Raw genomic sequence first — 22,638 nt, forward strand, 5'->3', positions numbered from 1 at the left:
GCGGCGCCCGGCCCGGTCAGTAGCCTTCGGTGAGGACGCGGGCCTTGGCGATCTCGTCGAGCGCCTTCAGGTCGGCGAGGAAGCCCGGGATCCAGGACAGCGGCAGCATGTTCGGGCCGTCGGACGGGGCATTGTCCGGGTCGTCGTGCGCCTCGGCGAACACGGCGGCGCAGCCGACCGCCGTGGCGGCGCGGGCGAGCGTCGGCGCGAAGGCGCGCTTGCCGCCGGACGAGGTGCCGCGCCCGCCGGGCTCCTGCACCGAATGGGTGGCGTCGAATACCACCGGGTAGCCGGTCTCGGCCATGATCGGAAGGCCGCGGAAGTCCGTCACCAGGGCGCCGTAGCCGAACGAGGTGCCGCGGTCGCAAAGAAGCAGGTTCTCGTTGCCCGTGGAGGCGATCTTGTCGGCGACGTTCGCCATGTCCCACGGGGCGAGGAACTGGCCCTTCTTCACGTTGACGCACTTGCCGGTCTCGCCGGCGGCGATCAGAAGGTCGGTCTGGCGGCAGAGGAAGGCCGGGATCTGGATGATGTCCACCACCTCGGCGGCCCGGCGGGCCTGGGCGATGTCGTGGATGTCGGTGAGCACCGGGCAGCCGTAGGTCTCGCGCACGGCGGCGAGGATCTCCAGGCCGGCCTCGATGCCGACGCCGCGCTGGCCCTTCAGGGAGGTGCGGTTCGCCTTGTCGTAGGACGACTTGTAGACGAAGGGCACGTCCGCCTTGGCGGTCGCCTCGGCGAGCGCGTCGGCGATGCGGAAGGCGTGGTCGCGGCTTTCGATCTGGCAGGGGCCGGAGATGAGCACGAAGGGAAGCTCGTTTCCGAACGTGACGCGACCGACCGGGACGGTCTTCTGGGGCGTGGCGATGGCCATCTTGGTGATCCTTCGGGGCTCGGCCGGGCGGGTCAGGCGACGCCGGCGCGCAACAGGTCGAGCACGTGGACGATGCCGACCGGCTTACGATCTTCGACGACAAAAAGCACGCTGATCTGGCGCGCCTGCATGAATTCCAGACCCTCGCCGGCGATCACGTCCGGCCGGATCGTCTTGGGGTTGCGGCTCATGACCGCGTCGACCGTCTCGGCGAGCAGCGTCGCCGACATGTGGCGGCGAAGGTCGCCGTCGGTGATGACGCCGACGAGGTCGCCCTCCCGGTCGACGATGCCGACGACGCCGAAGCCGCGGGAGGTCATCTCCATCAGCGCCTCCGACATGGGCGCGCCCTCCGACAGCAGCGGCATGCGCTCGCCGCTGTGCATCAGGTCGCGCACGAAGGTCAATTGCGCGCCGAGCTTGCCGCCCGGGTGGAAGACCCGGAAGTCGATGGCCGAGAAGCCCTTCTCCTCCAGGAGCGCGATCGCCAGGGCGTCGCCGACGGCCAGCTGCAGGAGCGTGGACGTGGTGGGCGCCAGCCCGTTCGGGCAGGCCTCCTGCACCTTCGGCAGCACCAGCGCCACGTCCGCGTTGCGGGCGAGGGTGGACTGCGCCCCGGAGGTGAGGGCGATCAACGGCACGTCGAAGCGGCGCGCGTAGGTGAGGATGTCGGCAAGCTCGGTGGTCTCGCCCGACCAGGAGAGCGCCAGCACCACGTCGCGTCGGTCGATCATGCCGAGGTCGCCATGGCTGGCCTCGCCGGCATGAACGAAATAGGCCGGCGTGCCGGTGGAGGCGAAGGTGGCGGCGAGCTTGCGGCCGATATGGCCGCTCTTGCCGACGCCGACCACGATCAGCCGGCCGGCGGCGCCGAGGATGACCCGGGCCGCCTCGGCGAGACGGATGCCGAGGTCTCCGGCGCGGATCTCGGTGCGGACGGCCTCGATGGCGTCCGTGGCGATGTCGAGGGTCCTCAGGGCGGAGGCCGTCGTCTTGGAAGGCATGGCGGGAGGGTCCTGATCGGCCCTTTGGCCGCGCCGTGCCACGGTCGCGGCGTCAGGGCCGGCTGTTGCGCTTGCGGAGCGAATCCTCCCAGGAAAGGGCGTGGGACACGATCGTGTCCAGGTTCGCGTGTTTCGGCGCCCAGCCGAGGAGGTCGCGGATCCTTGTGGAATCGGCGATCAGGGCGGACGGGTCGCCGGCGCGACGGTCTGCGATTTCGACGGCAAAGTCCACCCCCGACACCCGCTTCACCGCGTCGATCACCTCAAGCACCGAATAGCCGGTGCCGTAGCCGCAGTTGCAGGTGAGGCTGGCGCCCCCCTCCATCAGGTGGGCGAGGGCGAGGACGTGGGCCTCGATCAGGTCGCTGACGTGGATGTAGTCGCGCAGGCACGTGCCGTCCGGCGTCGGGTAGTCGGTGCCGAACACGCGCATCATCGGCCGTTCGCCGAGGGCGGTCTGGCTGGCGATCTTGATGAGGTGGGTGGCGTTCGGGGTCGACTGGCCGGTGCGGCCGGCCGGGTCGGCGCCGGCCACGTTGAAGTAGCGCAGCACCGCATAGCGCAGCCCGTGGGCGGCGGCGGTGTCGCGCAGCATCACCTCGGTCATCAGCTTGGACCAGCCGTAGGGAGAGACCGGCGCCGGCGCCATGGTCTCGTCGATCAGCGCCCGCTGCGGCTCGCCGTAGACGGCGGCGGTGGAGGAGAACAGGAAGGACTGAACGCCGCCGCGCACCGCCGCCTCGATCAGCGCCCGGGATTTGACGGTGTTGTTCAGGTAGTATTTCAGCGGGTCGACCACCGATTCCGGCACCACGATGGAGCCGGCGAAATGGGCGATGCCAGTGATGCCGTGGCGGGCGATCAGGCCTTCCACGAGAGGCTGGTCGCCGATGTCGCCCACCACCAGCGTGGCCGCAGGCGGCAGCACCGCGTCGAAGCCGGTGGAAAGATCGTCCACCACCACCACCGTTTCGCCGCGGTCCACCAGAGCGTGGACCATGTGGCTGCCGATGTAGCCCGCTCCGCCCGTCACAAGGATCGCCATGTTGCCGTCTCCGCCGCCGCCGGTTCCGGAGCGTCGGCCTTCGACACCCCGTCTGGCGTCAATAGGCGAGCACAAAGCCCATGGCAATTCGGGAGGCGCCGTTGGTCTGGTGAAACGAAAAACGCGGTCAACGGCGCCGCAGGCCGGTTAAGCCATTGCTCACCACGATCGAAATCTGCGGTGTGTTCCGCTCATCGTGCCTGCCCGGACCGGCCGGTGCGAAACGCGGTTTTCGCACCCGGTTCGTAGGGTCGGCTTCGCCAGCTCGAGGCGCCGTCACAGCCCGTGCCGGGCGGGGGGTCGGACGCGAGCCGGTTAACCAACTGTTAATCATACTGGTTGAAGGGTTGTTAAGGCCTTCGCCTTCGACGAGGCTGATGGGCGATTCGCAAGCCCGTCGAACGGGTTCGGCGGTGGGAGAGACAATGTTCGGCCCCTCAGACCACAAGGTGCCAAAGAGACGGAGCGCCCCGCGGCTGACCGTGGTCGGCGCCACGGATCGCCCGCAGGCCCTGAGGCCGCTGACCGTCCTCTATGTGGAGGATGACGCCGACGACGTGTTCCTGATGCGTCGCCATCTGGCGAAGTCCGCCCACTTCCAGGTCGAACTCGTGCACGCTTCGACCCTCGATACGGCGCGGACCCTGACGGCCGAGCATGCCTACGACGTGGTGTTCTGCGACTTCTGGCTCGGCGGCGATACCACCGTGCCGCTCATCGATGAACTGGCCCGGGCCACCGACGCGGCGGTGGTGCTGGTGTCGTCCTTGGAGAACGAGGACATCGAACTGATCGGGCGCCGGGCCGGAGCCGCCGGCTTCGTGGCCAAGGACGACCTGTCGGCCGCCGCCCTCGACCGCATCCTCAACACGCTCCTGCCGGCCGGCGTCGTCGCCGATGCGGTGGATGCCCGGCAGGCAGGCGGCGTCGGCCCCTGGCTGCGGGCGCTGATGCGGACGCTCGACGCTGCCGGGCCGGTGGTGGGCGCGACCACCGACGAGGCCTTCGCCGGCCGCTTCATCGCCGACCTGTCGGCCGTCGACGGATCGCTGAGGGGCGACGTCATCGACCGGCTCGCCGACCTCGACCGGGCGAGCCGCCGGGGCGGACCGGTCCGCTTCGACGCGGTGCCCTATCTGACCGACGCGGTGGCGACCCTTCGGGTGCGCGGCGGGCGGGCGGCCCGGATCGATTTCCTGGCGCCCTACCTCCCGGTGCCCCTGGTGGCCAACCCGGCCATCTTCACCGATCTCCTGCACGGCTTCTTCGTGGAAGCCCTCGATCTGGTGCGCGCCGGCCGTCCGCTCGTGGTGACGCCGCAGGTCGTCTCCGGCGCGCTCCTCGTGCGGATGACCGCCGACACCGCGCCGCACCGTGCCCCGGTCGACGGCAGCGAGGCGGCGCGCACGCGGGCGGCGGCCGATGCCCGCCGCATGTTGGTCGAGACTCTGGCCCAGGCGGCGGGCGGCCATTGCGGCTTCGGCGCGCCGAGCGCGCCGTTCGCCGCCATCCTCTCGGTTCCGCTGCGCCCCCCGGCGGCCTGACCGCACCGGCGAACGGGCTTCGGGATCAGCGCCGGTTGAGGAGATCGGGGCCTTGGCCGAGGATGGCCGGGTCCACCGACCCGATGGCCTCCGGCGCCTTCTCCGCATAGTCGACCGACGAGAGGATGTGCCGGATGGCATTCAGCCGGGCGCGCTTCTTGTCGTTGGCGAGAATGACCGTCCACGGGGCGTGGACGCTGTGGGTGGCCGCCAGCATGGCATCGCGCGCCTTGGTGTAGGCATCCCAGAGGCCGAGGGCCTTGATGTCGATCGGCGACAGCTTCCAGATCTTCAACGGGTCGTGCCGCCGGTCGTAGAAGCGCTTCAGCTGCATCTCGCGGCCGATGTCGAGCCAGATCTTGAAGAGGATCAGGCCGTCGTCCACGAGCAACTGTTCGAACACCGGCGCCTGGTGCAGGAAGGAGCGCACCTCCGCCTCGCTGCAGAAGCCCATCACCCGTTCCACCCCTGCCCGGTTGTACCAGGAGCGGTCGAACAGCACGATCTCGCCGCGGGTCGGCAGCTGCGCCACATAGCGCTGGAAGTACCATTGGCCGCGTTCGGTGTCGCTCGGCTTGGGCAGGGCCACGGCGCGAGCGGAGCGGGGGTTGAGGTAGGCGCGTACCGTCTCCACCATGCCGCCCTTGCCGGCCGCGTCGCGCCCCTCGAACAGGATGACGACCCGAGCGCCGGTCTCGCTCACCCACTTCTGCAACTTGACGAGTTCGATCTGCAGGAGCCGCAACTGGTCCTCGTAGACCCGGTCCTTGGTGGTATCCTCGTAGGGATAGCCGCCGGACGCCAGCGCCCGCTCGACGATCTCGGGCGCGAGCACCGGGTCGTCCAGGTCGAAATGGATGTCGCCGACCGGAATGCTTGGTGCCTGCGGCGCATGGTTGGCGAGCACCGCGGCCCCTTCGCGGTCGGCGAGGGCCTGCGGCTCCGCCGCCGCAAGGGCGGTGTCGACCGCGTGCCCGTCGCGGCCGTTCGCGCTGGCTTCCGTGGCCGATTTCTTGGTCTTTGCCTTCGGCTTCTTGCTCATGTCCGCCTCCCGTCACCCCAGCGTCGCCGCATGATGCTAACAGGCTGGGCGACGAAAGCGACACGCTGGATGATTCGCGGGCAGACTGTCGAACAGCCTGGCACGGTGGACGCCCATCTTTTGCCGGCAAACCGCGACAGGGCATGCCGACGGTGCCCGTCGGGCACGGGAGTGGACATGGAGATGGCCGGGGCGGACGACAGCCGGACACCGACGACGGCATCCTCGCGGGCCGTGGCGCGGCTGCGGGCGCATCGGCTGCTGCTGGCGGTCGCCGCCATGGTCGCCGGGGCGGCGATCCTCGTCTACGACGTGCCGATGGCAGGCGCGGCCGCCGGGCTGCTGATCCTGGCCGGCGCGGTGGCGTTCGGCCTTGGCGGCGCCCCGCATCGCCCGCCGGACCGGCCGGCGCGGACCTCCGGCACGACCCCTGTGTGGCCCGACACCGGCATGAAGCTCGTGGTCGACGTGATCGAGGACCCGTGCTTCATCACCGACGGGACCGGCATCGTCCGCTACCAGAACCACGCCGCCGGCGAGCGGTTCGGGATGGCACGACCCGGCGATCCGCTGTCGTTCAAGCTGCGGGTGCCGGAGCTTCTCGCCGCCCTGGAGCGGGTCGGTCGCGGCGGCGACGTGGAAGCGGTCCGGTTCGCCGAGCGGGTGCCGACAGAACGAGCCTGGCTCGCCCGCGTCGCCGGGGTGCGCGTCGGCCGCCGGGAGGGCCGGGCGCGCACGGACTTCATTCTCGTCCGGCTGCACGACGAAACCGAGATGATGCGCGTGGAGCGCATGCGCGTGGACTTCATCGCCAACGCCAGCCACGAACTGCGCACGCCGCTCGCGTCCCTCACCGGCTTCGTCGAGACCCTGCTCGGTCCGGCCCGCAACGACGAGGTGAACCGCGAGCGCTTCCTGAAGATCATGCTGGAGCAGGCCGGCCGCATGGCCCGCCTGATCGACGACCTTCTCTCCCTGTCGCGCATCGAGATGAAGGCGCACCTGCGGCCGGAGACCTCCGTCGACATGGCGCAGGTGGTCGGGCAGGTGATCGACATGCTGGGGCCGCTCGCCGAGGAGACCGGCGCGCGCGTCGTCCGCACCCTGGCGCCGGTCGACCACCGGGTGCGCGGCGACCGGGACGAGCTCATCCAGGTGACCACCAATCTCGTGGAGAACGCCCTCAAATACGGGCGGGACGGCGGGCGGGTGGACATCACCTTGACGGCGGAGAAGGGCCCGGACGGCGCCGAGGGGCGGCTGCTCACGGTGCGCGACGACGGTCCAGGGATCGCACCGGAACACCTGCCGCGGCTGACCGAGCGCTTCTATCGGGTCGACGCCGACCAGAGCCGCCGGCGCAAAGGCACCGGCCTCGGGCTCGCCATCGTCAAGCACATCGTCGCCCGCCATCGGGGCCGGCTTTCGATCCGCTCCACGCCGGGCGAGGGCGCGAGCTTCAGCATCTGGCTGGAATCGGCCCCCGCGGCGGCCGCAGGCGCGGGGTCGGCCGTGCGCCCCGGCCCGGCCGTTGATCTTTCCCTCGACCGTCACTAGAACGTCATGGAAGAGCGGTGGCGCTGGCGTCGCCGCCCGGCCCCGGTCCGCGCCTCCGTCGCAGGCCGCCGATCGGAGGCCATGCAATGTCTCCTCTGCGACAACGGCCGGACCGCCGGCCGTCGCCGGGGACAACGAGACGGGTTCCGTGACGCGCGTACTGATCGTGGAGGATGAGGAGCCCCTTCGGGCGCTGCTCACCTATAACCTGGAGGCCGAGGGCTTCCAGGTGGACGTGGCGGCCCGGGGCGACGACGCCGCCGTCCGCCTGGACGAGGGCCTGCCCGACGTCCTGGTGCTGGACTGGATGCTGCCGGGCCTCTCCGGAATCGAGCTCTGCCGGCGCCTGCGCCAGGATCCGCGCTCTCGGCGGCTGCCGATCATCATGCTGACCGCCCGCGCCGACGAGACAGACCGGGTCCGTGGGCTTGCCACCGGCGCCGACGACTATGTGGTGAAGCCCTTCTCGGTGCCGGAGCTGATCGCCCGGGTCCGCGCGCTGCTGCGCCGGGTCGATCCGGACGCCACGGCGAGCCGGCTGGTGGTCGGCGACATCGAACTCGACCGCGAGACGCACCGGGTCCGCCGATCCGGCCGGGATGTGCACCTCGGCCCGACCGAGTTCAAGCTCCTGGACTTCCTGATGCGCAGCCCCGGGCGGGTCTATTCGCGCGACCAGCTGCTGGACGGTGTCTGGGGGCGGGACGTCTATGTGGACGACCGCACCGTGGACGTGCACGTCGGCCGCCTGCGGCGCTCGCTCAACCACGGCGACCTGCCGGATCCGATCCGCACCGTCCGGGGCGCCGGCTACAGCTTCGACGAGCGGTTCGAGGAGCGGGCCGCCGGCGCCTGAGAGCCGGCCTCGGCAGGGGGCTCCGGCGCAGCGCCGGGCCTGACCGGCACCGGCCGCCTCCCCATATGACAGTCCGGTGATTGATGCGGGTCAAGGCGGACCGGCACGGGGGACCTCTATGCTTCCTGGCATCCTACCAGCCGAGAAGCGGAGCTCCTTTCCCATGTCGAAGACCATGAAAGCCGCCGTCGTGCACGCCTTCGGCCAACCTCTCGTCCTGGAGGAGGTCGCGGTGCCGGAGCCCGGACCCGGCCAGGTGCTCGTCAAGATCGTGGCGAGCGGCGTCTGCCACACGGACATCCACGCGGCCGACGGCGACTGGCCGGTGAAGCCCAAGCTGCCCTTCATCCCCGGACACGAGGGCGTCGGCTATGTGGCGGCGCTCGGGCCCGGCGTGAAGGGCCTGAAGGAGGGCGATCCGGTCGGCGTGCCGTGGCTCCACGACGCCTGCGGCTGCTGCGAGCATTGCACCACCGGGTGGGAGACGCTCTGCGAGGACCAGCACAACACCGGCTATGGCGTCGACGGCGGCTATGCCGAATACGTGCTCGCCGACGCCGACTACGTGGGACGCCTGCCGGAGAACCCGGACTTCGTCGCCATGGCGCCCATCCTCTGCGCCGGCGTCACCACCTACAAGGGCCTGAAGGAGACCGAGGCCCGCCCCGGCCAATGGGTGGTGATCTCCGGCATCGGCGGCCTCGGCCATGTGGCCGTCCAGTACGCCAAGGCCATGGGCCTGCACGTGGCGGCGGTGGACGTGGCGGAGGACAAGCTGGCGCTTGCCCGCAAGCTCGGTGCCGACGTGACGGTGAACGCGGCCGAGGAGGACGTGGGCGCGGCCATCGGCAAGGCGACCCACGGCGGGGCGCACGGGGTTCTGGTCACCGCCGTGTCCCGGCAGGCCTTCGCGGACGCCCTGAAGATGGTCCGCCGGCGCGGCACGGTCAGCCTCGTCGGCCTGCCGCCGGGCGATTTCCCGACGCCGATCTTCGACGTGGTGCTGAAGCGGGTGACGATCCGCGGCTCCATCGTGGGCACCCGGCGCGACCTCGCCGAGGCGATCGAGTTCGCCGCCGAAGGCAAGGTGACGGCGACCACGAGCACCGAACCGCTGGAGGCGATCAACGGCGTGTTCGACCGGCTGAAGGCCGGCCAGGTGGACGGGCGCGTGGTGCTGACGCTCTAGCCGAGCTGTATCAGCCGGGCTTCGTCAAGGCCGGTCGGGCTTGCCAAAGCGGCTTGCCGCCGCTATAGAGAGCCCATCAGTTCTGATGTGCTCGCTAAGAGCGGATTGGAGTGGGTTCCCCCGGAACCCGCTCCTTTTTATTATCCGCGGCCCCACAATCCGAGGCGGGACATCGATTGCACGAAGGCACCGACCGACCCATATGACTGCTGACGAGATCGCCCCGACCCCTCCGACCGCGCCCGCCGAAGGACAGGCCACCGCCGACGCTCCGGTCGCGGATCTGAACGAGCCGCGCGTGGTGTCCGAGACCGGCGTGGACGCGCGGGTGGCGGCGATCGTGGAGCCGGTGCTCGTCGATCTCGGCTACCGGCTCGTGCGGGTGAAGCTGTCCGGCCTCAACGGCCTGACGCTGCAGATCATGGCGGAGCGGCCGGACGGCACCATGGCGGTGGAGGACTGCGAGGCGGTGAGCCGCGCCATCTCGCCGGTGCTCGACGTGGACGACCCGATCGACAAGGCCTACCACCTGGAGGTCTCGTCTCCGGGCATCGATCGTCCGCTGGTGCGCCGGTCCGACTTCGACCGTTGGTCCGGGTTCGAGGCCAAGCTGGAACTCACCGTGCCGCAGATCGGCCGCAAGCGCTTCCGCGGCTGGCTTTTGGGCACGCGCGGAGACGACGCGGCCCGCGATGGCGGCATGCGCCTCTTGCAGGCGGCGGACGGGATCGACGAGGTCTGGTTTCCGCTCGACACGGTGGCGGATGCCCGGCTCGTCCTCAACGACGCGTTGATCCGCGACTCGCTGAAGGCGAGCAAGAACTAGACGAGGGGCGGTCTGCCGGGGCCGGACGCCCCGACAGGCCGACGAGCACGGGTCCGTCGATCACCGGCCCCCCGGAGAACCGGGAGCGCCCGGATCGGTGGGTCCTCAGACCATGGACCTTCGAAAAGGTCAGGAGAGAGAAAGCATGGCCGTCAGCGCGAACCGACTGGAACTCCTGCAGATCGCCGACGCGGTCGCGCGTGAGAAGTCGATCGATCGCCAGATCGTGATCGCCGCCATGGAGGACGCCATCCAGAAGGCGGCCCGGTCCCGCTACGGCTCCGACACGGACGTGCGCGCCGAGATCAACCCGCGCACCGGCGAGATCCGGCTGCAGCGCCTGTTGCAGGTGGTGGAGAGCGTGGAGAACGTGTCGACCGAGGTCGACCTCGCCGAGGCGCGCCACCGCAACCCGGCCGCCCGCATCGGCGACTTCATCGCCGAGCCGCTGCCGCCGATCGACTTCGGCCGCATCGCCGCCCAGTCAGCCAAGCAGGTGATCGTGCAGAAGGTGCGCGAAGCCGAGCGCGACCGGCAGTTCGACGAATTCAAGGACCGCATCGGCGAAATCGTGAACGGCGTGGTCAAGCGCGTGGAATACGGCAACGTGATCGTGGACCTCGGCCGCGGCGAGGCGATCGTGCGCCGCGACGAGCTGATCCCGCGCGAGACCTTCCGCTACGGCGACCGCATCCGCGCCCTCATCTTCGACGTCAGGCGCGAGCAGCGCGGCCCGCAGGTCTTCCTCAGCCGCACCCATCCGCAGTTCATGGCCAAGCTGTTCGCCCAGGAAGTGCCGGAGATCTACGACGGCGTCATCGAGGTGAAGTCCGTCGCCCGCGACCCGGGCTCGCGCGCCAAGATCGCCGTCATCTCCAAGGACAGCTCCATCGATCCGGTCGGCGCGTGCGTCGGCATGCGCGGCAGCCGCGTCCAGGCGGTGGTGCAGGAGCTCCAGGGCGAGAAGATCGACATCATCCCCTGGAACGGCGATGCGGCGACCTTCATCGTCAATGCGCTGCAACCCGCCGAGGTTTCCAAGGTTGTCCTTGACGAGGACGCCGAGCGCATCGAGGTGGTGGTGCCCGACGAGCAGCTGTCGCTCGCCATCGGCCGCCGCGGCCAGAACGTACGCCTCGCCAGCCAGCTGACCGGCTGGGCGATCGACATCATGACCGAGGCCGAGGAAAGCGAGCGCCGCCAGAAGGAGTTCAACGAGCGCACCGAGCTCTTCATGAACGCCCTCAACGTGGACGAGGTGGTGGGCCAGCTGCTCGCCACCGAAGGCTTCGGCTCGGTGGAGGAACTCGCCTACGTGGACCGCGACGAGATCGCGTCCATCGAGGGCTTCGACGACGACACCGCCGAGGAGATCCAGGCGCGCGCTCTGGAATTCCTCGACGCCAAGGAGCGCGAGCTCGACGAGGAGCGCGTCAAGCTCGGGGTCGCGGACGAGTTGAAGGATGTGCCGGGCGTGACCACCGCCATGATGGTGGCCCTCGGCAAGGACGGCGTGAAGACGGTCGAGGACCTCGCCGGCTGCGCCACCGACGACCTCGTCGGCTGGACCGAGCGCAAGGGCGGCGAGACCACCCGTCACAAGGGCGCGCTCTCCGATCTCGACGTGAGCCGGGCGGACGCCGAGGCGATCGTCATGGCGGCGCGCGTCGCCGCCGGCTGGATCGAAGCGCCCGTCGAGACCCCGGAAGCCGATGCGGCCGACGACGACGCCGAGGCGGACGGGGGCGAGGCGGATGGCGCCGAGGCCGACGATGCGGCACCGGCCGACGACGCGGCGACCGAGGCCGCGAGCGCCTGACGAAACGAGACACGCGCCCGGCGGCGATCGTCGCCCGGCGCCTTGACGCCGGCACGGCCGGGAAACGAGGAAGACGGGACCATGGCGCCGAAGCGGGACGAGTCCGAACGGACCTGCCTGGTGACGCGGGCGACGGGTCCGAGCGCCGGCCTCATCCGGTTCGTCCGCGGGCCGGACGGGCAGGTGGTGCCGGACCTGAAGGGCAAGCTGCCCGGTCGCGGGGTCTGGCTGACGGGCCGCCGGACGGTGGTCGCCGAGGCGGTGAAGAAGCGGGCGTTCTCCCGCGGCTTCAAGGCCGAGACCGAGACGCCGGCGGACCTGCCGGATCTGGTCGACCGGCTGATGGCGGACGCGGCGCTCGGCGCGCTTTCCATGGCGCGCAAGGCCGGAAAGGTCGTGACGGGCTTCGGCAAGGTCACGAGCGCCCTCGGGCGCGGCCAAGCGGTCGCCGTGATCCACGCGGTCGAGGCGGCCGACGACGGGCGACGCAAGGTGGCGCAGGTGATGCGACGCCGCGCGCGGGCCGAGGCCGGGCTCGACGACGAGGCGGGGTACGATGAGGACGACGACGAGAGCGATCTCGACGCCCTCGAACGCGACGGCCTCGCGCCGGACGACGGCCTTGAGGTTGACGATGACGCGGATCCGGGCTCTGGCGAGCCGGGGCCGCGCGCTGCGGACGGCGGTTCCGCGATCGACCCGGCATTGCTGCCGCGGGTGATCGGCGGGATCTTCACCAGCCGCGAATTGGATTTGGCATTGGGCGGCGCAAATGTGATACATGCTGCACTGCTCGCCGGCGGAGCGAGCACCAGCTTCCTCCATAACGCCGCCGCGCTGGCCCGCTACAGGGGCGCGGCGCAGGATACGGACTGGACAGCGGGCCTTTGAAACAGAGGACCCCGCGGCACGATTGGTCATTGGGCGCGGACGCGAAGCCTCCTGACCGGCGAGGATAGAGCACACGTATGAGCGATACGAAGAACACTGACGACAAGACCCTCAGCGTCGCCCCGAAGAAGGCGACCTTGTCCCTTGGCCGACGCACCGTCGAGCAGGGAACCGTCCGGCAGAGCTTCAGCCACGGACGCACGAAGGCTGTCGTCGTGGAGAAGAAGAAGAGCCGCGGCCCCGGCCAGGGCGACGGCGCCCCGGCGCCCGCTCCCCAGCAGCCCGCCCGTGCCGACCAGGCGCCGCCCCGCGGCGAGCCCCGTCGCGACCAGGGCGGCCAGCCCAGGCCGCAGGACCGGCGGCCGAACGCCGGCGGCATGGTGCTGCGCTCGCTCTCCCAGGACGAGATGGAGGCGCGCCAGCAGGCGCTCGCCCAGGCGCTCGCCCGCGATGCGGAAGAGAAGCGCCGCGCCGTCGAGGAGGCGCGTCGCCGCGCCGAGGACGAGGCGCGCCGCAAGATCGAGGACGAGGCCCGCGCCGTTCGCGAGGCCGAGGAGGCCCGCGCGCGTGCCGAGGCCGACGCCATTGCCGAGAAGGAAGCTGCCGAGCGCGCCCTGAACGCGCCCGCCGTCGCCGAGCCGGCGCCGGCGCAGCCCGTTGCCGCGGAAGCGGCCGAGCCGGCCGTCACCTCCGTGCGCCTCACCGGCAGCGAGTCCAAGCGGCCGCCGGTGATCGAGATCCCGCAGCCGGCCCGAGCCAAGGCCGCCCCCGGCGGTGCCCCGGCGACCCCGGCCGTCGCCGAGGACGAGGACGAGAGCCCCCGCGGCCGTACGGCGGCCGCGGCCGTCAAGAAGGCCCGCGTGCCGGCCCCGGCGCCGGTCAAGCGCGCCGAGGAGGACCGCCGCAAGGGTCGCCTCACCATCACGACCGCCCTCACGGACGACGAGGGCGAGCGGTCCCGCTCGCTCGCCGCCCTCCGCCGTCGGCGCGAGAAGGAAAAGCGCGCCCAGCAGTCCGGGCCGCGCGAGAAGGTCATGCGCGAGGTCGTGCTGCCGGAGGCGATCACCATCCAGGAGCTCGCCAACCGCATGGCCGAGCGCGCGGTGGACGTCATCCGCCTGCTGATGAAGCAGGGCCAGATGCTGAAGATCAACGACGTGATCGACGCCGACACGGCCGAACTCGTCGCGGTGGAGATGGGGCACACGGTCAAGCGCGTGTCCGAGGCGGACGTGGAGGAGGGCCTCTACGCGGCTCCGGACGTTGCCGAGGACACGGTGGCGCGGCCGCCGGTGGTCACCATCATGGGCCACGTCGACCACGGCAAGACGTCGCTGCTCGACGCGCTCCGCCAGGCCAACGTGGCGGCGGGCGAGGCCGGTGGCATCACCCAGCACATCGGCGCCTACCAGGTGGAGATGAACGGTCAGAAGATCACCTTCATCGACACCCCGGGCCACGCGGCCTTCACGGCCATGCGCGCCCGCGGCGCCAAGGTGACGGACATCGTCATCCTGGTGGTGGCGGCCGACGACGGCGTGATGCCGCAGACCATCGAGGCCATCGCCCATGCCAAGGCGGCGGGCGTGCCGATGATCGTTGCGATCAACAAGATCGACAAGCCGGAAGCCAAGCCGGAGCGCGTGCGCACGGAACTGCTGCGCTACGAGGTGCAGGTGGAATCCATGGGCGGCGACATCCTGGAGGTCGAGGTGTCGGCCACCAAGAAGATGAACCTCGACAAGCTTCTGGAAGCCATCCTGCTGCAGTCGGAAGTGCTGGAGCTGAAGGCCAATCCGGACCGCGCCGCCGAGGGCATCGTGGTCGAGGCCAAGCTCGACAAGGGCCGCGGCCCGGTGGCCTCCGTGCTGGTGGAACGCGGCACCCTGAAGGTGGGCGACATCGTCGTCGCCGGGTCGGAGTGGGGCCGCGTCCGCGCGCTCCTCGACGATCACGGCCGCACGGTGCCGACCGCCGGTCCGTCCATGCCGGTGGAGATCCTGGGCTTCCAGGGCACCCCGGACGCCGGCGACCGGGTCGCCGTGGTGGAGAACGAGGCGCGGGCCCGCGAGATCACCGAGTACCGCATCCGCCTGAAGCGCGACAACATGCAGAAGCGCGTCTCCGGCGCCCGCGGCTCGCTCGAGCAGATGATGAGCAAGCTGCAGACCGCCGGCCGCAAGGAGTTCCCGCTCGTCGTCAAGACCGACGTGCAGGGCTCCCTGGAGGCGATCACCGGCGCGCTGGAGAAGCTCGGCACCGACGAGGTGGCGGCCCGCATCATCCATGGCGGTGTCGGCGGCGTGACGGAATCGGACGTGACCCTGGCGGAAGCATCGGACGCGGCCATCATCGGCTTCAACGTCCGCGCCAACGCCCAGGCCCGCCAGTCGGCGGAACGCTCGGGCATCGAGATCCGCTACTACAACATCATCTACAACCTCGTGGATGACGTGAAGGCGGCCATGTCGGGCCTGCTGTCGCCGGAGCGCCGGGAGACCTTCCTCGGCAACGCCGAGATCCTGGAGATCTTCAACATCACCAAGGTCGGCAAGGTCGCCGGTTGCCGGGTGGTCGAAGGTGTGGTCGAGCGCGGCGCCAGCGTCCGCCTGATCCGCGACAACGTGGTGATCCACGAAGGCAAGCTCGGCACCCTGAAGCGCTTCAAGGACGACGTGAAGGAAGTTCACGCCGGCCAGGAATGCGGCATGAACTTCGAGAACTACCAGGACATGCGTGCCGGGGACGTGATCGAATGCTTCCGCGTGGAGGAGATCGCGCGCACCCTCTGACGCGCGCGATCCGTCACCGTTGAAACCGGGTGCGGCGCCGGGCGGACGATCCCGCCGGCGCCGGACCCGTTCCGGCATCGTGCCGGTTCCGCTTGCCGGCCCCCTGGCGCGCCCGGCCTGTTTTATTCGTCAAAGTCCTGCCCCGCCGTTGCCGGGCGTGGGCGATCGTTCGATCGGATTTCCGTTTCCATGTCCAAGAACTCCCCTCGCGGCCGCGACGAGGCTCGCGGCCCGTCCCAGCGCCAGCTCCGCGTCGGCGAACTGATCCGGCACGCCATGGCGGAACTCCTCGCACGCGGCGAGATCCTCGATCCGGAGCTGAGCGCGCTGATGATCACCGTGCCGGAAGTCCGCGTCTCGCCGGACCTGAAGAACGCCACCGTCTTCGTCACCCCGCTCGCCGGCGGCGAACCCAAGGTGGCCGTCAAGGCGCTCGACCGCCACAAGCGCTTCATCCGCGGCCAGGTGGCCACCCGCATCAATCTCAAGTACGCGCCAGACCTCACCTTCCGCTTCGACGACCGCTTCGAGGAGAGCGCCCGCATCGACGCCATCCTGCGCAGCCCGGAGGTGCGCCAGGACCTCGCCCCCGAGTCAGCCGAAGAGTCCCCCGAAGAGGCGCGCGACGAGCGGGGCGACGCCTGACGGCCCCGCGGCCCGCTTCCGATCCCGCACGCCGCCGGTCCAAGCCCGGCCGGCGCGGCGGAGCCCGACGATCCACGACTGACGCCCGAGACGGTCCATGTCCCGCAAGAAGAAGCCCAACACGGTCCATGGCTGGATCATCCTCGACAAGCCGGTGGGGATGACCTCCACCCAGGCGGTCGGGGCCATCAAGCGCCTCTACGGCACGTCCAAGGCCGGCCACGCCGGCACGCTCGACCCGCTCGCCTCGGGCCTCCTGCCGATCGCCCTCGGCGAGGCCACCAAGACGGTGCCCTTCGTCCAGGACGGCCGCAAGCTCTATAGTTTCACGGTGCGCTGGGGCGAGGAAACCACCACGGACGACACGGAGGGCTCCGTCGTCGCCATGTCCGACCTGCGGCCGACCGCCGAGGCGATCGACGACGCGCTCGACGGCTTCGAGGGCGAGATCCTGCAGACGCCGCCCGCCTTCTCGGCCATCAAGGTCAACGGCGAGCGGGCCTACGACCTTGCCCGCGACGGCGAGGTGGTGGACCTGGAGGCCCGGCCTGTGACCATCCACCGCATCGACCTCGTCGCGGTGCCGGACGCCGACACGGCGGTGTTCGAGGCCGAGTGCGGCAAGGGCACCTACGTGCGGGCGATCGCCCGCGACCTCGGCCGCCTCCTCGGCTGCCGCGGCCACGTGACGGCGCTTCGCCGGCTTGCCGTCGGCCCGTTCGGCGAGGCGGACATGATTCCCCTGGACTCCTTGCGCGACTTTTGGCAAGAGGACCCCGCTGACAGCCGTCTGGCTGCCGCACTCCGCCCCGTCGAGACCGCGCTGGACGACATCCCGGCCCTGGCCGTGACGGCGACGGATGCCAATCGGTTGCGCTCCGGCCAACCGGTTCTCTTGCGCGGACGGGACGCTCCCGCCTTCGAAGGACCCGCCTACGCGACCTGCCAGGGGCAGTTGATCGCGTTCGGCGACGTCGAACGCGGCGAGCTTCACCCCAAGCGCGTCTTCAACCTGACCGCCGCCTGAGGGCACGGTCCCACGACCGAAAAAGGATTCGACGATGTCGATCACCGCAGAGCGCAAGGCCGCGCTCATCAAGGACTATGGCACCAAGGACGGCGACACCGGGTCGCCGGAAGTGCAGGTTGCGATCCTCTCCGAGCGCATCTCCAACCTCACCGAGCATTTCAAGACGCACGGCAAGGACAACCACTCCCGCCGCGGCCTCCTGAAGCTGGTCAGCCAGCGCCGCCAGCTGCTCGACTATCTCAAGAAGTCGAGCGAGGAGCGCTACACGACCCTCATCGGCCGCCTGGGTCTGCGCCGCTGACGTCCGGTTCGAAGGGGGCGGTTCCCGCAAGGGTCGCCCCCTTCGCCTATCCACGCCGTCGGCTGCGATTTTCGGCATCCGTCGTCGGATGGATTTAGACGCCCTGGCCGTCAAAACGTGCTAAGGGCCATGCCGAAGGTGCTTCGCACGCGGCGGACACCTCGAACTGGCGACAAAAGCGGCCCATCCCCGCCCTTTCGCGGCGTGGGGCCACCGCATGTCGCCGCCGACCGGTGCGTTCGGCCATGGGGCAGGATTGCCGGACGCTTCGCCGCCATCTCCGGCCGGAGCGTCCCGCCGTCTTGCCCGTGGTCCGCGGCGCCGGAACCTACGACAAGACAGGAAACATTCATGTTCGATATCCAGAAGGTCGAGATCGAGTGGGCGGGTCGCCTGCTGACCCTCGAGACCGGTCGCATCGCCCGCCAGGCGGACGGCTCCGTGTTCGCCACCTATGGCGAGAGCACGGTGCTGGCCACCGTCGTCTCCGCCAAGGAGCCGAAGCCCGGCCAGGACTTCTTTCCGCTGACGGTCAATTACCAGGAGAAGGCCTTCGCGGCCGGCAAGATCCCGGGTGGCTACTTCAAGCGCGAGGGCCGTCCGTCCGAGCACGAGACGCTCACCTCCCGCCTGATCGACCGTCCGATCCGCCCGCTCTTCCCGGACGGGTACAAGAACGACACCCAGGTGATCGTCACGACGCTCTCCCATGACATGGAGAACGCGCCGGACATCCTCGCCATGGTGGCGGCCTCCGCCGCGCTGACGCTCTCCGGCGTGCCCTTCATGGGGCCGATCGCCGGCGCCCGAGTCGGTCTCATCGACGGCGCCTTCGTCCTCAACCCGCCGGTCGATTCCATGGCCGACTCCAAGCTCGACCTCGTGGTCGCCGGCACCCAGGACGCGGTGCTGATGGTGGAGTCTGAGGCCAAGGAGCTCGACGAGGACACTATGCTGAAGGCCGTGATGTTCGGCCATCAGGGCTTCCAGCCGGTGATCGACGCCATCATCCGCCTCGCCGAGCGCGCCGCCAAGGAGCCGCGCGACTTCACCGCGCCGGACTTCTCCGCCATCGAGCAGAAGATGCTGGCCGTGGCCGAGACGGACCTCCGCGAGGCCTACAAGATCACCCGCAAGCAGGACCGCTACGCCGCCGTCGACGCCGCCAAGGCGAAGGTGATGGCCGCCTTCTTCCCCGAGGGCGCCGAGCCGGAGTTCTCCAAGGAGCAGGTGGGCTCGGTCTTCAAGGAGCTGCAGGCCAAGATCGTCCGCTGGAACATCCTCGACACCGGCATGCGCATCGACGGCCGCGACCTCTCCACGGTCCGCCCGATCGTCGCCGAAGTCGGCGTGCTGCCGCGCGCCCACGGCTCGGCCCTCTTCACCCGCGGCGAGACGCAGGCCCTGGTGGTCGCGACCCTCGGCACCGGCGAGGACGAGCAGTTCGTCGACAGCCTGGAAGGCACCTACAAGCAGCACTTCCTGCTGCACTACAACTTCCCGCCCTATTCGGTGGGCGAGACCGGCCGCATGGGGTCGCCCGGCCGCCGCGAAATCGGCCACGGCAAGCTCGCCTGGCGCGCCGTCCACCCGATGCTGCCGGAGAAGCACGAGTTCCCGTACACGATCCGCGTGGTCTCCGAGATCACCGAGTCGAACGGCTCCTCGTCCATGGCCACCGTCTGCGGCTCGTCGCTGGCGCTGATGGACGCGGGCGTGCCGCTGAAGGCCGCCACCGCGGGCATCGCCATGGGCCTGATCAAGGAGGGTGAACGCTTCGCGGTTCTCTCCGACATCCTCGGCGACGAGGATCACCTCGGCGACATGGACTTCAAGGTGGCCGGCACCGAGCACGGCATCACCTCGCTGCAGATGGACATCAAGATCACCGGCATCACCGAGGAGATCATGAAGGTCGCGCTGGAGCAGGCCCGCGGCGGCCGCCAGCACATCCTCGGCGAGATGGCCAAGGCCATCACCGGCGCCCGCGCGGAGCTCGGCGAGTTCGCGCCGCGCATCGAGGTCATGAAGATCCCGACCGACAAGATCCGCGAAGTGATCGGCACCGGCGGCAAGGTGATCCGCGAGATCGTGGAGAAGACCGGCGCCAAGATCGACATCCAGGACGACGGCACCGTGAAGTTCGCCTCCAGCGACATGAAGGCCATCCAGGCCGCCATGAACTGGGTGAAGGGCATCGCGGCGGAACCGGAGATCGGCGCCATCTACGAGGGCACCGTGGTGAAGGTCGTCGATTTCGGCGCCTTCGTGAACTTCTTCGGCTCCCGCGACGGCCTCGTGCACGTCAGCCAGCTCGCTCCGCAGCGCGTCCAGAACGTCAAGGACGTGGTGAAGGAAGGCGACAAGGTCTGGGTCAAGCTCGTCGGCTTCGACGAGCGTGGCAAGGTGCGCCTCTCCATGAAGATCGTCGATCAGGCGACCGGCCAGGAGATCAAGGGCGACGACCGCGCCGACGGCTGACGGCGCCGGGTCCACCGGGTCCGGGCTGCTTCCTGGAAAGCGGCCGGCCCGTCCGCCTGACGATCCTGGAGCCGGCGCTCGTTGCGCCGGCTCTCGTCGCTTGAAGACCGCCTCCGCTTGACATCCCGCCGGCCGCGTCCCTTGATGCGGCCGAAACCCGCCACCGGCCGAGCCCCATGTCCACGACCAAGATCCCCGAAGACGAGACCCGCTTCTCCGGCACCGACGCCATGCTGTCGGCCGTGGGGGCAACCCTGCTGATCGTCACGGAGATGCTCGGCGCCGCCTTCGCTTTCGCCTGGGCCATCGGCGGCCTGATCGGCCTCGGCCCGACGGTCACCTACGTGATCATGGCGGCGGTCGGGCTGCCCGGTCTCGCCCTCTCCTTCCGGCTCACCGGCCGCATCCTGAAGGTGGAGCGCAGCCTCAGCCAGCTCCCGCCGCGGGCCTGACCGGCGCCGGTTCCGGCAAACCCGAGACGTGAAGACAAAAGGGCCGGGCGCTCCGTCGGGAGCGTCCGGCCCTTTTTCCGTCCCGCCGATGGTCGCCGGGAATGAGGGGTCGATTACTCGACCACCTGGATGATCTGGCGGGTCTGCGGCTCCACGATCACGCGCTGGCCATTCACGATGGCGTAGCGGTACTGGGTGTACTGCGGCACCTCGTAGAGCTCCACGGTCTGCGGCAGCGGCTGGCCGACGACGACCTGCTCCTGGAGTTGCACGGACGGCACCTGCTGCTGCACCACATACTCGCGCACCTCCGGCTCCGGCGGCGCCACGATCGAGCCGAGGGCCGCGCCGGCGACGCCGCCGACGGCCGCGCCGATCGGGCCGCCCACGATGGCACCCGTGACCGCGCCGCCGGCAGCGCCGCTGACGGTGCCTTCCTGCGCCGGGGCTGCCGATACGGTCGCCGAGAGAGCAAGCGCAGCAAGAATGGGAAGAGACTTATTCATGGTGAGAACCTTTCCTGTGAAGTAGTCCCGGCCAAACAACGGCCGCGTCGGAAGTTGGTTCCTCAACACGAACTGCTAACCACTTCGCTGGGGGGCGGGAATAAAAAAGCACGCCCGACGTTGCGGGCGTGCTTGCGGTCTTCGTCTTGCACCCGAGGGGCGAAGACAAGGAACGGCGGGCCGAGAGGAGCGCAGCCGTCAGGCGGCGGCGGCCAACGGCTTGGCGGCGCGGCCGGCCCGATACTCCCGATAGGCCGCGTTCAGCATGTCCACGTCGTTGTGGAGTGGCCGCCAGCCGAGATCCCGCTCGGCCGCGGAGGTGTCGCGGATGCAGGTCTCGTCGGCGATCAGGAACTGTTCCGGATCCATCAGCGGCCTGTTCACCTTGTCGAGGAGGCCGAGCACCGACTTCACCAGCGGGGCGGGCGTCGGCACCAGCACGGACTTGCTGCCGGCCTCGCGGATCAGCGTGCCCAAGAGCTCGCGCACCGGCGGCGGGTTCGACGAACCGAGGTTGTAGGCCTTGTTCGGAAAACCGCCCTTCCAGGCGGCGATGCAGGCCGAGGCGCAGTCGTAGACGGAGATGAACTGGTAGGGATTCTTGCCCGACCCGATCATCGGCACCGGCAAGTTCAGCTCGATCAGCCGGAACAGCTTGGTGAGGATGCCGAGCCGGCCCGGGCCGATGATGAGGCGCGGGCGGAAGATGGTGCTGTCGATGCCGCGGGCCCGGAAGGCGTCGCAGAGATCCTCCGCGCCCTTCTTGGAGGCGCCATACTCGCCGAGCGGGTTGCGGGGGGCGTCCTCGCGGGTCATCACCGTCGGGGTGTGGCCATAGACCATGTCGGTGGTGAACTGCACGTAGCGGCTGGCGCCCGCGCCCTCGATCCACTCCAGCAGGTTGCGCACGCCGTGGTAGTTCACCGGCCAGAAGAAGTCGTATCGCTCCCGCTTCAGGACGATGGGGGCGAGCATCTTGGCGGCGAGATTGTAGACCACGTCGTCCGGCCCGAGCGGGATGGCGCGCAGCGTCTCCGGCTTGGTGACGTCGAGCGAGACGAAGCGCACCGGCCCATAGTGGGAAAGGTTGCTGCGCTCGATGTCGCCGACGATGACCTCCTCGCCCATCTTCAGGAGGTCGGCCGCGAGATGGCGGCCGACGAAGCCGTTGCCGCCGATGATGATGTGCTTCATGAGGTCGTCTCCTATGGATGCGAACGGGCCGCCGCCGGCTCTCAGCTGAACGCGATCAGGACGGTTCCGGCGCAGATCAGCGCATATCCGGCCATGCGGATCACACCGACATCCTCCCCGAAGACGAAGAACGCATAGGCGGCGACCATGATGTAGGCGAGGCTGAGAAAGGGGTAGGCGAAGCTGAGATCGACCCGCGACAGCACCGCCAGATGGGAGGCCATGCTGATGGCGAACACCGTGAGCCCGCCAAGGATCCAGGGATTGAACAGCACCGAAAAGACGGTGGACACGAGGCCGTCCGTGGCGACAGACAACGGTCCCAGGGAGCGCATGCCGGTCTTCAGGATGATCTGGGCCGCCGCGTTGGTGGTGACGGTGAACAGGATCATCAGGAGCGTCAGGGCCATGGTGTCACACTGCCTCGTCCGAATTCAGAACGCTCCGGACCTGCGACGGGCCCGCCCGTCCGGCCGGTTGCCCAAGCAACGAGGAAAAAGCCGGCCGCGCGGCGGGTGCGGAGCAAAGACGATTTGGCCGGCGGGGCCGTCCCCCGCGGGGGCGGTCGCCATCGGCCGGAAAGAGGGCAG

At 69.8% G+C, this 22,638-nt stretch carries 20 protein-coding genes; 13 read left to right on the top strand and 7 right to left on the bottom strand.

Features of this window, described 5'->3' with window-relative positions; all coding sequences use genetic code 11:
* Positions 1-16: 16 nt before the first annotated feature.
* The 3 genes from kdsA to galE are packed head-to-tail and all read right to left on the bottom strand — an operon-like array spanning position 17 to position 2,923.
* Positions 17-874: a 3-deoxy-8-phosphooctulonate synthase gene (gene kdsA, locus BUQ68_RS12885; protein ID WP_075216396.1), complete on the bottom strand. Its 858-nt coding sequence runs from the start codon at positions 872-874 to the stop codon at positions 17-19.
* Between the two features lie 32 nt (positions 875-906).
* Entirely contained in the window at positions 907-1,878 is a 972-nt protein-coding gene (locus BUQ68_RS12890; RefSeq protein ID WP_075216397.1) for a KpsF/GutQ family sugar-phosphate isomerase, read from the bottom strand.
* A 52-nt stretch (positions 1,879-1,930) separates the two neighbouring features.
* Positions 1,931-2,923, bottom strand: coding sequence for a UDP-glucose 4-epimerase GalE (gene galE, locus BUQ68_RS12895; protein WP_075216398.1), 993 nt, complete (start codon positions 2,921-2,923; stop codon positions 1,931-1,933).
* A gap of 449 nt (positions 2,924-3,372) precedes the next feature.
* On the opposite strand from galE, the gene BUQ68_RS12900 reads away from it, so the two are divergent.
* Positions 3,373-4,467 (top strand): response regulator, encoded by a 1,095-nt coding sequence (locus BUQ68_RS12900; RefSeq protein WP_175577810.1) that lies wholly within the window; start codon positions 3,373-3,375, stop codon positions 4,465-4,467.
* 25 nt (positions 4,468-4,492) lie between these two features.
* Here the strand turns inward: BUQ68_RS12900 and ppk2 are convergent, their stop codons facing one another.
* Positions 4,493-5,509: a polyphosphate kinase 2 gene (gene ppk2, locus BUQ68_RS12905; protein WP_083656549.1), complete on the bottom strand. Its 1,017-nt coding sequence runs from the start codon at positions 5,507-5,509 to the stop codon at positions 4,493-4,495.
* A gap of 177 nt (positions 5,510-5,686) precedes the next feature.
* Here ppk2 and BUQ68_RS12910 point away from each other — a divergent pair, with 177 nt between their 5' ends.
* From BUQ68_RS12910 to BUQ68_RS12965, 12 genes are all read left to right on the top strand, one after another.
* Positions 5,687-7,066, top strand: a complete 1,380-nt coding sequence (locus BUQ68_RS12910; protein ID WP_075216400.1) for an ATP-binding protein — start codon at positions 5,687-5,689, stop codon at positions 7,064-7,066.
* 148 nt (positions 7,067-7,214) lie between these two features.
* Positions 7,215-7,922, top strand: coding sequence for a phosphate regulon transcriptional regulator PhoB (gene phoB, locus BUQ68_RS12915; protein WP_075216401.1), 708 nt, complete (start codon positions 7,215-7,217; stop codon positions 7,920-7,922).
* 163 nt (positions 7,923-8,085) lie between these two features.
* On the top strand, positions 8,086-9,111 hold the full coding sequence (adhP, locus tag BUQ68_RS12920) for an alcohol dehydrogenase AdhP (RefSeq protein WP_075216402.1): 1,026 nt from the start codon (positions 8,086-8,088) through the stop codon (positions 9,109-9,111).
* 202 nt (positions 9,112-9,313) lie between these two features.
* Complete coding sequence (rimP, locus tag BUQ68_RS12925; RefSeq protein WP_083656550.1) at positions 9,314-9,937, top strand: ribosome maturation factor RimP; 624 nt, start codon at positions 9,314-9,316, stop codon at positions 9,935-9,937.
* A gap of 145 nt (positions 9,938-10,082) precedes the next feature.
* Entirely contained in the window at positions 10,083-11,756 is a 1,674-nt protein-coding gene (nusA, locus tag BUQ68_RS12930; protein WP_075216403.1) for a transcription termination factor NusA, read from the top strand.
* An 81-nt stretch (positions 11,757-11,837) separates the two neighbouring features.
* On the top strand, positions 11,838-12,647 hold the full coding sequence (locus BUQ68_RS12935; RefSeq protein ID WP_075216404.1) for an RNA-binding protein: 810 nt from the start codon (positions 11,838-11,840) through the stop codon (positions 12,645-12,647).
* 77 nt (positions 12,648-12,724) lie between these two features.
* On the top strand, positions 12,725-15,439 hold the full coding sequence (gene infB / locus BUQ68_RS12940) for a translation initiation factor IF-2 (RefSeq protein WP_075216405.1): 2,715 nt from the start codon (positions 12,725-12,727) through the stop codon (positions 15,437-15,439).
* Positions 15,440-15,616: 177 nt separating this feature from the next.
* Positions 15,617-16,084, top strand: coding sequence for a 30S ribosome-binding factor RbfA (gene rbfA / locus BUQ68_RS12945; protein WP_425349529.1), 468 nt, complete (start codon positions 15,617-15,619; stop codon positions 16,082-16,084).
* Positions 16,085-16,181: 97 nt separating this feature from the next.
* Positions 16,182-17,111: a tRNA pseudouridine(55) synthase TruB gene (gene truB, locus BUQ68_RS12950; RefSeq protein WP_075216407.1), complete on the top strand. Its 930-nt coding sequence runs from the start codon at positions 16,182-16,184 to the stop codon at positions 17,109-17,111.
* Positions 17,112-17,145: 34 nt separating this feature from the next.
* Positions 17,146-17,415, top strand: coding sequence for a 30S ribosomal protein S15 (rpsO, locus tag BUQ68_RS12955; RefSeq protein WP_075216408.1), 270 nt, complete (start codon positions 17,146-17,148; stop codon positions 17,413-17,415).
* Positions 17,416-17,766: 351 nt separating this feature from the next.
* Positions 17,767-19,896, top strand: coding sequence for a polyribonucleotide nucleotidyltransferase (pnp, locus tag BUQ68_RS12960; RefSeq protein WP_075216409.1), 2,130 nt, complete (start codon positions 17,767-17,769; stop codon positions 19,894-19,896).
* 176 nt (positions 19,897-20,072) lie between these two features.
* A complete protein-coding gene (locus tag BUQ68_RS12965) occupies positions 20,073-20,348 on the top strand; it encodes a hypothetical protein (RefSeq protein WP_075216410.1) in 276 nt (91 codons plus the stop codon).
* Between the two features lie 113 nt (positions 20,349-20,461).
* Here BUQ68_RS12965 and BUQ68_RS12970 read toward each other — a convergent pair whose 3' ends face one another.
* The 3 genes from BUQ68_RS12970 to BUQ68_RS12980 all read right to left on the bottom strand — a co-directional run bounded on the left by BUQ68_RS12970 (position 20,462) and on the right by BUQ68_RS12980 (position 22,458).
* The gene (locus tag BUQ68_RS12970) at positions 20,462-20,854 is read right to left on the bottom strand and encodes a DUF1236 domain-containing protein (protein WP_075216411.1); all 393 of its coding nucleotides are present in this window, start codon (positions 20,852-20,854) and stop codon (positions 20,462-20,464) included.
* A 198-nt stretch (positions 20,855-21,052) separates the two neighbouring features.
* Entirely contained in the window at positions 21,053-22,048 is a 996-nt protein-coding gene (locus tag BUQ68_RS12975; RefSeq protein WP_075216412.1) for an NAD-dependent epimerase/dehydratase family protein, read from the bottom strand.
* A 41-nt stretch (positions 22,049-22,089) separates the two neighbouring features.
* Positions 22,090-22,458, bottom strand: a complete 369-nt coding sequence (locus BUQ68_RS12980; RefSeq protein ID WP_075216413.1) for a DMT family transporter — start codon at positions 22,456-22,458, stop codon at positions 22,090-22,092.
* Positions 22,459-22,638 lie beyond the last annotated feature (180 nt).

The sequence above is a fragment of the Mongoliimonas terrestris genome, from assembly GCF_001927285.1.
Classification (GTDB): Bacteria; Pseudomonadota; Alphaproteobacteria; order Rhizobiales; family Pleomorphomonadaceae; genus Chthonobacter; species Chthonobacter terrestris.

What these genes read in the sequence shown, in the direction of transcription:
- kdsA (WP_075216396.1), bottom strand. Translation starts at nt 874, where the DNA reads ATGGCCATCGCCACGCCCCAGAAGACCGTCCCGGTCGGTCGCGTCACG.
- BUQ68_RS12890 (WP_075216397.1), bottom strand. Translation starts at nt 1,878, where the DNA reads ATGCCTTCCAAGACGACGGCCTCCGCCCTGAGGACCCTCGACATCGCC.
- galE (WP_075216398.1), bottom strand. Translation starts at nt 2,923, where the DNA reads ATGGCGATCCTTGTGACGGGCGGAGCGGGCTACATCGGCAGCCACATG.
- ppk2 (WP_083656549.1), bottom strand. Translation starts at nt 5,509, where the DNA reads ATGAGCAAGAAGCCGAAGGCAAAGACCAAGAAATCGGCCACGGAAGCC.
- BUQ68_RS12910 (WP_075216400.1), top strand. Translation starts at nt 5,687, where the DNA reads ATGGAGATGGCCGGGGCGGACGACAGCCGGACACCGACGACGGCATCC.
- adhP (WP_075216402.1), top strand. Translation starts at nt 8,086, where the DNA reads ATGTCGAAGACCATGAAAGCCGCCGTCGTGCACGCCTTCGGCCAACCT.
- rimP (WP_083656550.1), top strand. Translation starts at nt 9,314, where the DNA reads ATGACTGCTGACGAGATCGCCCCGACCCCTCCGACCGCGCCCGCCGAA.
- nusA (WP_075216403.1), top strand. Translation starts at nt 10,083, where the DNA reads ATGGCCGTCAGCGCGAACCGACTGGAACTCCTGCAGATCGCCGACGCG.
- BUQ68_RS12935 (WP_075216404.1), top strand. Translation starts at nt 11,838, where the DNA reads ATGGCGCCGAAGCGGGACGAGTCCGAACGGACCTGCCTGGTGACGCGG.
- infB (WP_075216405.1), top strand. Translation starts at nt 12,725, where the DNA reads ATGAGCGATACGAAGAACACTGACGACAAGACCCTCAGCGTCGCCCCG.
- truB (WP_075216407.1), top strand. Translation starts at nt 16,182, where the DNA reads ATGTCCCGCAAGAAGAAGCCCAACACGGTCCATGGCTGGATCATCCTC.
- rpsO (WP_075216408.1), top strand. Translation starts at nt 17,146, where the DNA reads ATGTCGATCACCGCAGAGCGCAAGGCCGCGCTCATCAAGGACTATGGC.
- pnp (WP_075216409.1), top strand. Translation starts at nt 17,767, where the DNA reads ATGTTCGATATCCAGAAGGTCGAGATCGAGTGGGCGGGTCGCCTGCTG.
- BUQ68_RS12965 (WP_075216410.1), top strand. Translation starts at nt 20,073, where the DNA reads ATGTCCACGACCAAGATCCCCGAAGACGAGACCCGCTTCTCCGGCACC.
- BUQ68_RS12970 (WP_075216411.1), bottom strand. Translation starts at nt 20,854, where the DNA reads ATGAATAAGTCTCTTCCCATTCTTGCTGCGCTTGCTCTCTCGGCGACC.
- BUQ68_RS12975 (WP_075216412.1), bottom strand. Translation starts at nt 22,048, where the DNA reads ATGAAGCACATCATCATCGGCGGCAACGGCTTCGTCGGCCGCCATCTC.
- BUQ68_RS12980 (WP_075216413.1), bottom strand. Translation starts at nt 22,458, where the DNA reads ATGGCCCTGACGCTCCTGATGATCCTGTTCACCGTCACCACCAACGCG.